Origin of the sequence: Mucilaginibacter sp. (genome assembly GCF_028288105.1) — a bacterium.
Classification (GTDB): Bacteria; Bacteroidota; Bacteroidia; order Sphingobacteriales; family Sphingobacteriaceae; genus Mucilaginibacter.
Genome location: NZ_JAQBOI010000278.1, coordinates 1 through 9,344 on the forward strand (window position 1 = coordinate 1; position 9,344 = coordinate 9,344).

Sequence of the window (9,344 nt, forward strand, 5' to 3'; positions counted from 1 at the left end):
TAAAGTTCCAAAATTCCAGATTCGATATATGCCTTAACGTCTTCCACTATTAATTAAAATGTTTTCTGAGTTGAATTATTGCCATTCTTAGCCGTGTTTTTATTGTACCAAGTGGTACGCCAAGTTCATCGGCAGCTTCCACATGAGTATAACCTTTAAAATAAACCAGATCAAGGATTGACTTTTGCTCGGGTTTTAGGGTAGATACCAAATCCCTGATACCCAATAACTCGGGCTTGTAAACTGTATTCCTTTGTTCGTCAATGAAAGCTACGTTATTTTCAAGCTCATGGTTTTTGCTTTGATTCTTAAAGTCTTTTGACCTAACCTTGTCAATTGCCAAATTGCGGGCAACGTTCACCATCCAGGTGAACAGGCGGCCCTTTTCGCTGCTATAGCCCGAAAACGAATGCCAGATCTTCACGAAAGTTTCTTGTAAAACATCTTCGGCTATGGCCTCGTCGGTAATTATCCTGGAGATAACGCCAAATAACGATGCCGAGTACATATCATATAGCGCCTCAACCGCGATCTTCTCACGGTTACGCAGGGCCAAAATTAATTCTTCCTCTGATAACGCTATTTTATGTTTGGGGCTCAACTTGTTGAAGATATAAAGGATAACTTACATTTCAAACAAATGTTTTTCGGCATGGTAAGATGAGCGCACTAACGGGCCGCTTTCTACATACCTGAATCCTTTTTTCAATCCCCATTCTTTATAACTGGCAAACTGATCGGGGTGTATCCAATCAATAACCGGGTGGTGGTTGCGGGTTGGCTGTAAGTACTGGCCTAATGTTAAGATGTGTACACCAGCTTCCAGCAAATCATCCATTGCTTCTAAAACATCTTCTTCGCGCTCGCCCAAGCCAAGCATAATGCCCGATTTGGTACGTAAGCCAGTTGCCGATGTTCTTTTCAAAGCTTCCAAACTACGATCGTATTTGGCTTGGATGCGTACTTCGCGGGTTAGGCGACGTACGGTTTCTAAATTATGTGATACTACTTCGGGGCGGGTTTCCAGCACACGGTCAAGGTTATCCCAAATACCCCTAAAGTCGGGTAGTAAAGTTTCAAGGGTTGTATCCGGGCTTTCGCGGCGGATGGCATTAATAGTTTCGGCCCAGATGATAGAACCACCATCTTTCAGATCGTCGCGGTCAACAGAGGTAATAACGCAATGTTTAACCTGCATTAACTTAACTGAATTGGCCACACGGTTTGGTTCATCAGTATCAACAGCTAAAGGCCTGCCGGTTGCAACAGCGCAGAACGAACATGAACGGGTACAAATATTACCTAATATCATGAAGGTGGCTGTACCTGCTCCCCAGCACTCGCCCATGTTAGGGCAATTACCGCTTTCGCAAATAGTATGCAGCTTATGTTCATCAACCAGGCCACGTACGTGGGCATATTCCTTCCCTACCGGAAGCCTAACCCTTAACCAATCCGGCTTACGCTGTGGTTGGTTGGCGGGTACTACAGGCAAATCTATCATGGTACAAAATTAGTTAAAAACACCCTAACCCCCTAAATGGGCGATAGAATTAATGCAATATTACAGTTTGTTGATGTAAAAGCATCGTAACATAAAAAATCCGCAGGAAAAACCGCTGCGGATCAAATATCTTGTCTTGATTCCTGAATCTAATAATCTTGCTTCTCTTATGCCAGTACGCTCATGGTCTCATCAACAGAGATGCCGCCGTGCGATTGATCAAGAATGCATTCGCCATCTTTTATCAGCAGTAATTGCGGCGATTCATGGTATACCAAAAAATCTTGTGCTATCTTGTTAGATAGGTCGCGGTGTTTGATAAGATCTAAAAAGTAAAGGGACACATCTGCAGGCAGGTTTTCCCAGTCCATTTCAAAGCGCCTTTTTGCCATCATGCTGATAGAGCAACGGGTGCTATGTTTAAAAATTAAGCTATAACCCTGCTGCTGTTTAATATTATCTACTTGATCAGCCGTTTCCAACAATATCCATTCCATAAAACAAAAATAATGTAATGCGCCCGTTTAAAGGTAAAAACAGTGTCAAACTGAGTTTAGTTTTAGGCTAAAGGTAAAAAAATGACAAATGACTGTGTTAGCGGTGGTTAGGGTACGAACCGTATGCAGGGCATAATTTATTTGAGCATGAAGCCATGCTGCCTAATGCAAGTGCTAAAATAGCGATGTATAAAATCTTCTTCATGTGTTTCTTAAACTTAAATATTTATACGGGTTTAACCAATTAAAGTTTCGTTCAGCTTAGCCATTTTAATGGCAGTTACTGCAGCTTCATCGCCTTTGTTGCCATGTTTGCCGCCTGCCCTGTCAATAGCCTGCTGCTGGTTATCAGTAGTTAACACACCAAATATAACAGGTTTTGAATATTTTATGGCAACATTAGTTACTCCATTTGCAACTGCAGCGCAAATAAAATCAAAGTGACGGGTTTCGCCTTGTATCACACAGCCCAGGGTTATAACGGCATCAAGCTTTTTATTTTTTAATAATAATTCCGCTCCGCTGGTTAACTCGAAGCTTCCTGGTACCGGGTACGAGTGTATGTTGTCTGGCTTTGCACCGTATTTAATAAGGCTATCGTAAGCACCCTGGTAAAGAGCATTGGTTATTTCGGCGTTCCATTCGGCAACCACTATTCCAAAGCTATAATCAGCAGCCGATGGTATTTCGCTCGCGGTTGAAAAATCTGACAGGTTTTTTAATTGAGTAGCCATTTTTATTTTAGAATTATGATTTACGATTTTAGATTGTAAGAAACTTAGTGCCGTAAATACTTCAGGTAAAGATAGAAATCGTTTTAAATAAATAATGCCTGCTTATTCAGCAGGCATTACAATGTTTTATAAAAACTAATGTTACTATTTAGCCTCTGCGCGGGCTATGTATTCGTCAATGTTTTGTGCTTCTGCGCTTTCAGGGTAATCAGTTTTAATTTTCTTGTAAGTATCAGCTGCAGATTTGTTGTCTTTTTTAGCTTCGTAAACCAAACCCAGTTTTTTTAAGTAAAACGGAGAAAGGAATTTGTTACCGGCCTTATCAACCGCTTTTTTGAAGTAAGTTTCGGCTTTGTCGTAATCTTTTAATTCAACATAAGCATCGCCTGTACTACCTAAAGCCTCGGCAGCAACCATATTGTCATCACCACGATAGTTTGTTAAATTATCAATTGCCTGGCGGTATTCGCCTTTGTTTAAATAAGCAGTACCTAAATAAAAGTAAGCAAGGTTAGCAACTTTTGTATTACTGTAATCAGTAATTATTTTTTTGAAACCAGGGTAACCGGCATCGCCGTTAATAGCTTTGTCCCAGTCTTTTTTAGCCCAAAAATCTTGTGCTACGTGCATTTGGTTAGCCGCAGTAACCTCCCTTGGTGCAAGGTAAAGTTTAAGGTACGCTACATAAATAATTATCATTACAACAATAGCTGCTGCAATAAATAATAAGCTTTTTTGGTTCTCCTGAACAAAACTACCGCTCTTTACAACATTGTTTTGGTTTGCTGTAGATTTGGTATTCACCTCGGTTGCTGACATCTGTATTTAAAAATTAAGTTTGCAAAAATACGGTTTTCAATCCTTTTAACAAATTTAAATTTCGTATAGTTAATTGCTTGTTTATGTTGATTGTAAGCGTGGTTGGGTTGGGGTGTGTTTAGTTGGTAAATATTGTAATAATGAGGGTTTGAAGAGAATGGATTATGGCGTTGCCTGCGGCCCGGGTTTTCCGCTCATACTGCACAGGCCTTAGTCACAAGGCCGGTATCCGCTGCACCCCCTAACGCGATATACCTCGTTGCAGCTCGTAGAGACGCGATACTTCGCGTCTCATGACAGACTGTGAACTGTGAACAAATAAACCAATGAACAAATAAACTAAACCGTTAAAAACACTAAATTTGTTGTCCGCATTATGTATCTGCAGCAACTCTCATTTCTTAACTTTAAAAACTACTCTGAAGCCGAAATTTCGCTTTCAGAGGGGGTGAATGCCTTTGTTGGTAACAACGGGGCAGGCAAAACCAACTTGTTGGATGCTGTACATTACCTGTCGCTTTGTAAAAGTTATTTTAACCCTATTGATAGTCAGCAAATAAAGCAAGGCGCCGATTTTTTCATGATAAATGGGGTGTTTGAAAAAAACGGGAATAAGGAAGTGGTTGCCTGCGGGGTTAAGCGTAACCAGAAGAAACAGTTTAAACGTAATAAGAAAGATTATCAACGCCTGGCAGATCATATTGGTTTGTTGCCGCTGGTTATGATATCGCCTTATGATATCAGTATTATTATAGAGGGTAGCGAAGAGCGCCGCAAATTTATTGATAATGTAATTTCGCAAACCGATCATAATTACCTGGACGAACTGATAGTATATAATAAGGTATTAACAAACCGTAACGCGCTGTTAAGGCAAATTGCAGATACCGGCAGATACGACCCGGAGTTATTGGCTGTTTTCGACGAACAATTGATAGCATCGGGCACACGGATATTCCAAAAGCGTCGTAACTTTATGGAGATATTTACGGGAATATTTAATAAGCATTACCAGTTTATAAGCGAAGATGCCGAGCAGGTAGAATTGATATACGAATCGCAATTATTGCAGGACGAGTTTGCCGGCCTGCTAAAGAAAAGCATGGAACGCGATAGGGTGCTGGAGCGTACCACAACCGGGATACATAAAGATGACCTGCAGTTTAATATTCATGGAATGCCCATGAAAAAGTTTGGGTCGCAGGGGCAGCAAAAATCTTTTTTGATAGCATTAAAGCTGGCGCAGTATACCTTTCTTACGCAAAAGAACGGTTTTAAGCCTTTGCTGTTGCTTGATGATATTTTTGATAAGCTGGATGATAACCGTGTTACCAAATTAATGCAAATGGTATCGAATAATGATTTTGGCCAGGTGTTTATTACAGATACCAGTATGAGCCGGGTTGAGGGGATATTTGAGAAGATAAATGTTGGGGTGAAATTATTTAAAGTAACGGAGGGTAATATAGATGCGTAAAGCCAACGACAAATCGCTGAAGGAAGCCATTGAGCAAATGCTTAATGTGTACAAAATAAAACGCCGTTACGATGAAACCGCTATTGTATCTGCCTGGCCAGATCTGGTGGGCAAATCGGTAGCAAACCGCACTAAAGAGTTATTTATAAAGGATAAGAAGTTATTTCTGAGGATAGAATCGTCGGTAATAAAAAACGAACTGATTATGATGCGCCAGCAAATAATCAAAAAAATAAATGACGATGCTAAAACGGAGTTGGTGGCAGATATTGTATTTCTATAAACTATCTTCCGCGAGACAGGCGTATCCGATGGCTAACCTTACGGAAACTATCGTCCATTATCTGCGAAAATGCCAGTAGAAAAATGCCGGGGAATATAAACGCGAATTGTGCTTCAGGATGGCTCCTGAAAATATTCATTGAAGTAACAACAATAGCCACGATAACTACAGAATAGATAAGGTATTTAAATAATGACTTCATTGCAACTCGTTTATATTGGGTGTTAAATCACCTCGATGAGTAAAGATACATAGTTATATTTACAAAGCAAGGAAAACGCTAAAAAAAGGCGATTGTAAAACATCATTTACAATCGCCTTTTTAATTGAGCCTTAAGCGTTTAGAATCTTTCGAAAGCTGTGAAAAAGAAGTTGCCTTCAATGGCAGCGTTCTCGTCAGAATCTGAACCGTGTACCGCGTTTGCATCAATTGATTTTGCAAATAAGTTGCGGATAGTTCCTTTATCAGCTTTAGAAGGGTCTGTTGCGCCAATTAGCTTACGGAAATCTTCGATAGCGTTATCTTTCTCCAATATAGCCGCTACGATAGGGCCGGATGACATAAAGTCAACCAGGTCTTTAAAGAAACCGCGCTCTGCGTGTACCGCGTAAAATTCGCCGGCTTTTTCCGGGCTTAATGATGTGTATTTAAGTGCGATTATTTTAAAACCAGCCTTAGTTATCTGATCTAAAATAGCACCAATGTGGCCGTTAGCAACTGCATCGGGCTTTATCATTGTAAAAGTTCTGTTATTTGCCATTATAGTATTATGCTTTATAATTCAAAGAGGCGCAAAAGTAGCGTTTTATAACTGAAACCTAAAGTATTTGCTATAAATATGCTATACGTATTTAATTAATTTACTTAGCTTTGCAACTCTTTTAAAATTGATGTTGGATTTAGCTTCGCTTACTGAACTTTTAGATCAGCCCCGTAAAATAGTAATTACTACCCATCACAAACCCGATGGTGATGCTATGGGGTCGTCTTTAGGGCTATATAACTATCTTATACAGCAAGGCCACCATGCCCGGGTAATTACCCCAACAGATTATCCTGATTTTTTAAACTGGATGCCGGGTAATGGAGAGGTGATCATCTACACAGAAAACACTGAACTATCTGCAAAGCTTGTTGCCGAGGCAGAAATTATTTTTTGTACCGATTTTAACAGCCTTACCCGTATCAATGAGATGGGTGTGCTGGTTGGCAAAAGCAGTGCTTACAAAGTGATGATAGATCATCACCTGGAGCCCGAAGATTTTGACGATTACCGCCATTGGGATATAAACGCCTGCGCTGCCGCACAACTGGTATATACTTTTATTGTAGATCAGTTAAAGCATAAAGAATTGATCAATAAAGATGTAGCTACCTGCTTATATACAGGTATCATGACAGATTCTGCATCGTTCCGTTTGCCAAATACAACATCAATAGTACACCGTATAGTGGCCGAGCTGATTGATGCCGGCGCGAATAACGCTCGCATACACGATCTGGTTTACAACAGCGCATCAGAAAACCGCTTGCGCTTTTTAGGGCATTGTCTTGCAAATTGCCTGGAAATATTGCCCGAATACAATACCGCTATAATATCCGTTAATAAAACTGATATTGCCCGGTTTAATGTAAACACCGGCGATACCGAAGGTATTGTGAATTATGCTTTATCAATTGCTACGGTACGTTTGGCAGCTTTTATAGTTGAACGTAATGATAAGGTTAAACTATCTTTACGGTCAAAAGGAGAGTTTCCGGCTAACGAAATATGTAAAAAGTATTTCAATGGTGGTGGTCACCGCAATGCGGCAGGCGGCCAATCAGACGAACCGCTTGACGTAACTATTAATAAATTTAAATCAATATTACCCGAGTATAAAACACTATTAATACAATAAGAACTAAAACAAAAGATGAGAAAAAACTTAATGATCATAGCAGTTGCAGCATTAGGGCTTGCAAGTTGCAAAGGTGGCTTTAAACAAGCCGAAGGCGGTTTGTTATACAACATCCGCACGGATAAATCAGGAGCGACTATTAAAGCGGGCGACTTTGTTAGCCTTAACCTGATATTAAAAACCGAAGGCGACTCTGTATTGGGAAGCACTTATGAACTGGGCCGCCCGGTTCCACAAATAATAGAGAAATCGCCACGTAAGGGTGATATCTCATCTGCGTTTTTATTATTAAGCGAAGGTGATAGCGCTACTATTAAGTTAAATATCGATTCGATGTTTAAAAAAGGCCAGCCTAAGCCACCGGGCATAAAAGGTAAATACCTTATTTATGAAGTTAAAATAGAAAAAGTAATTCCAAGAGGTACTACACCTGAAGCTGCTTTCCAGGCACATGTTACAGATTACTTTAAAGCACAGGCTGATCTTATTAAAAAACAAGAGCCGGCTAAACTTAAAAAGTTTGTTGAAGACAAAAAACTTACTACAATTACTACACCATCAGGCTTACAGTACCAAATTACAAAACCGGGTTCGGGAGCTAATCTGGTTAATGGCGATACAGCTGTGGTAAATTATACCGGTAGGTTATTAAATGGTAAATTATTTGATACCAGTGTAAAAGAAGAAGCAATGAAAGAGAAAAAACCTCTTGATCCACGCCGTAAATACGAGCCTATTAAGGTTGCTGTTGGTGCAGGTGGTGTAATTAAAGGTTGGGACGAAGGCCTGCTGCTTTTAAACAAAGGCGCTAAAGCAACCTTTGTAATACCATCAGAACTTGGATGGGGCGAGCAAGGTGCTCCGCCAATGATTGGTGCTTTTTCACCGGTTACTTTTGATGTTGAAGTAGTAAACATTATTAAAGCAAACCCTAATGCACCAAAACCAGTACAACCGGCAATGCCACAAGTTAGATAATATTAATTGACCTTATATAGCCTTCCGGAGTTTACCCGGAAGGCTTTTTTATTAACATGAAGAATACTTTTTATTTAAGCTTGATACTTTGCTTATTTGGTGCCAGCGCCAATGCGCAATTTAAGCGTACCGATAGGGGCGTGCAATACCAGATCATCAGTAACAACCCCGGTGCCAAATTAAAGCAGAATGATGTGATCACCTTTAATGCGGTACAATGCACCGAAAATGATTCGGTATTGTTTAGTACCTATAAGAGTGGGCAACCTATAAAAATACAGGTACATCCATCAACCAACATTGCCGACCTGATGGATATATTTCCCCTGTTATCAGTTAACGATAGCGCCATTATTAAGGTGCCGGTTGATTCTGTATTTAAAGGCCACGAAGCAGAAATGCCACCTTTTTTTAAAAAAGGCGGCAATATTGTTTTCAACCTAAAAATTCAGCAGGCACAATCATTGGAAGATGCCATGGCCGAGCGTAATGCTGCTATGGCTAAACTGAAAGCCGAAGGCGAAAAATTAAAGATAACCGAAGCTGCCACATTAGAAAGTTATATTAAAAACAACAATCTTGCTGCAAAGGCAACCCCATCGGGTTTAAGATATGTTATTAAAACGGCGGGCGTAAAACCAAAGCCGCTAAATGGCGATACGATATATGTAAATTATACCGGCCGCACGCTTGAAGGTAAAGTTTTTGACACCAGTGTTGAAGCTGATGCAAAAGCAGCAGGTTTAAACCAGCCTGGCCGCCCTTACGAACCCATTAGCTTTGCATTGGGTGCAGCCAGGGTAATAAAAGGCTGGGACGAAGCTTTCCTGCTAATGAACGAAGGTTCGAAAGCTAAACTCATTATCCCATCAGCATTGGGCTATGGTGAATATGGTTCAGGTGCTGATATTAAACCATACGCTTCGTTAATATTTGATGTAGAGCTGGTAAAGGTGGTGAGGGTTAAACACAATGTTGTGAAGCCTGCAGCCAAAGCGCCTTTAAAGAAAAAAGCACCGCTTAAAAAACGAGCGGTAGCTAAAAATAAAAATTAATTCATAAAAAGGCCTTCTGCAAAGAAGGCTTTTTTAATTTTGTGCCATGGTATTAACCGATACACATACTCATCTATATTACGAAACCGATGAGA

Annotated in this window: 12 protein-coding genes; 5 read left to right on the forward strand and 7 right to left on the reverse strand. The window is 40.2% G+C overall.

Annotated features, from left to right (window positions below; all coding sequences use genetic code 11):
* Window positions 1–49: 49 nt before the first annotated feature.
* The 5 genes from JWQ85_RS18705 to JWQ85_RS18725 form a co-directional block, all read right to left on the reverse strand.
* Window positions 50–601: a sigma-70 family RNA polymerase sigma factor gene (locus JWQ85_RS18705; RefSeq protein WP_299470651.1), complete on the reverse strand. Its 552-nt coding sequence runs from the start codon at window positions 599–601 to the stop codon at window positions 50–52.
* A gap of 24 nt (window positions 602–625) precedes the next feature.
* Window positions 626–1,504 carry a lipoyl synthase gene (lipA, locus tag JWQ85_RS18710; RefSeq protein ID WP_256540156.1) on the reverse strand — a complete coding sequence of 293 codons (879 nt, stop codon included), beginning with the start codon at window positions 1,502–1,504 and terminating at the stop codon, window positions 626–628.
* Between the two features lie 167 nt (window positions 1,505–1,671).
* Complete coding sequence (gene ytxJ, locus JWQ85_RS18715) at window positions 1,672–2,001, reverse strand: bacillithiol system redox-active protein YtxJ (RefSeq protein ID WP_299470654.1); 330 nt, start codon at window positions 1,999–2,001, stop codon at window positions 1,672–1,674.
* A 236-nt stretch (window positions 2,002–2,237) separates the two neighbouring features.
* Window positions 2,238–2,735, reverse strand: a complete 498-nt coding sequence (gene ribH, locus JWQ85_RS18720; RefSeq protein ID WP_299470656.1) for a 6,7-dimethyl-8-ribityllumazine synthase — start codon at window positions 2,733–2,735, stop codon at window positions 2,238–2,240.
* Between the two features lie 144 nt (window positions 2,736–2,879).
* Complete coding sequence (locus tag JWQ85_RS18725) at window positions 2,880–3,554, reverse strand: tetratricopeptide repeat protein (RefSeq protein ID WP_299470658.1); 675 nt, start codon at window positions 3,552–3,554, stop codon at window positions 2,880–2,882.
* A 376-nt stretch (window positions 3,555–3,930) separates the two neighbouring features.
* On the opposite strand from JWQ85_RS18725, the gene JWQ85_RS18730 reads away from it, so the two are divergent.
* The gene (locus JWQ85_RS18730; RefSeq protein ID WP_299470660.1) at window positions 3,931–5,031 is read left to right on the forward strand and encodes a DNA replication/repair protein RecF; all 1,101 of its coding nucleotides are present in this window, start codon (window positions 3,931–3,933) and stop codon (window positions 5,029–5,031) included.
* Window positions 5,024–5,314 (forward strand): DUF721 domain-containing protein, encoded by a 291-nt coding sequence (locus tag JWQ85_RS18735; protein ID WP_299470662.1) that lies wholly within the window; start codon window positions 5,024–5,026, stop codon window positions 5,312–5,314. Before JWQ85_RS18730 ends, JWQ85_RS18735 begins: the two co-directional genes overlap by 8 nt.
* 1 nt (window position 5,315) lies before the next feature.
* Here the strand turns inward: JWQ85_RS18735 and JWQ85_RS18740 are convergent, their stop codons facing one another.
* On the reverse strand, window positions 5,316–5,516 hold the full coding sequence (locus tag JWQ85_RS18740; RefSeq protein WP_299470664.1) for a hypothetical protein: 201 nt from the start codon (window positions 5,514–5,516) through the stop codon (window positions 5,316–5,318).
* A 139-nt stretch (window positions 5,517–5,655) separates the two neighbouring features.
* Window positions 5,656–6,075: a nucleoside-diphosphate kinase gene (locus JWQ85_RS18745; protein ID WP_299470666.1), complete on the reverse strand. Its 420-nt coding sequence runs from the start codon at window positions 6,073–6,075 to the stop codon at window positions 5,656–5,658.
* Window positions 6,076–6,205: 130 nt separating this feature from the next.
* Here JWQ85_RS18745 and JWQ85_RS18750 point away from each other — a divergent pair, with 130 nt between their 5' ends.
* The 3 genes from JWQ85_RS18750 to JWQ85_RS18760 are packed head-to-tail and all read left to right on the forward strand — an operon-like array spanning window position 6,206 to window position 9,249.
* Complete coding sequence (locus JWQ85_RS18750) at window positions 6,206–7,216, forward strand: DHH family phosphoesterase (RefSeq protein WP_299470668.1); 1,011 nt, start codon at window positions 6,206–6,208, stop codon at window positions 7,214–7,216.
* Between the two features lie 15 nt (window positions 7,217–7,231).
* Entirely contained in the window at window positions 7,232–8,194 is a 963-nt protein-coding gene (locus tag JWQ85_RS18755; protein ID WP_299470670.1) for an FKBP-type peptidyl-prolyl cis-trans isomerase, read from the forward strand.
* A gap of 56 nt (window positions 8,195–8,250) precedes the next feature.
* Window positions 8,251–9,249 (forward strand): FKBP-type peptidyl-prolyl cis-trans isomerase, encoded by a 999-nt coding sequence (locus JWQ85_RS18760; RefSeq protein WP_299470672.1) that lies wholly within the window; start codon window positions 8,251–8,253, stop codon window positions 9,247–9,249.
* The last annotated feature ends 95 nt before the right edge of the window (window positions 9,250–9,344 follow it).

Coding starts and splice junctions, on each gene's coding strand:
- lipA (WP_256540156.1), bottom strand. CDS start 1,504: ATGATAGATTTGCCTGTAGTACCCGCCAACCAACCACAGCGTAAGCCG.
- ytxJ (WP_299470654.1), bottom strand. CDS start 2,001: ATGGAATGGATATTGTTGGAAACGGCTGATCAAGTAGATAATATTAAA.
- ribH (WP_299470656.1), bottom strand. CDS start 2,735: ATGGCTACTCAATTAAAAAACCTGTCAGATTTTTCAACCGCGAGCGAA.
- JWQ85_RS18725 (WP_299470658.1), bottom strand. CDS start 3,554: ATGTCAGCAACCGAGGTGAATACCAAATCTACAGCAAACCAAAACAAT.
- JWQ85_RS18730 (WP_299470660.1), top strand. CDS start 3,931: ATGTATCTGCAGCAACTCTCATTTCTTAACTTTAAAAACTACTCTGAA.
- JWQ85_RS18735 (WP_299470662.1), top strand. CDS start 5,024: ATGCGTAAAGCCAACGACAAATCGCTGAAGGAAGCCATTGAGCAAATG.
- JWQ85_RS18740 (WP_299470664.1), bottom strand. CDS start 5,516: ATGAAGTCATTATTTAAATACCTTATCTATTCTGTAGTTATCGTGGCT.
- JWQ85_RS18745 (WP_299470666.1), bottom strand. CDS start 6,075: ATGGCAAATAACAGAACTTTTACAATGATAAAGCCCGATGCAGTTGCT.
- JWQ85_RS18750 (WP_299470668.1), top strand. CDS start 6,206: ATGTTGGATTTAGCTTCGCTTACTGAACTTTTAGATCAGCCCCGTAAA.
- JWQ85_RS18755 (WP_299470670.1), top strand. CDS start 7,232: ATGAGAAAAAACTTAATGATCATAGCAGTTGCAGCATTAGGGCTTGCA.
- JWQ85_RS18760 (WP_299470672.1), top strand. CDS start 8,251: ATGAAGAATACTTTTTATTTAAGCTTGATACTTTGCTTATTTGGTGCC.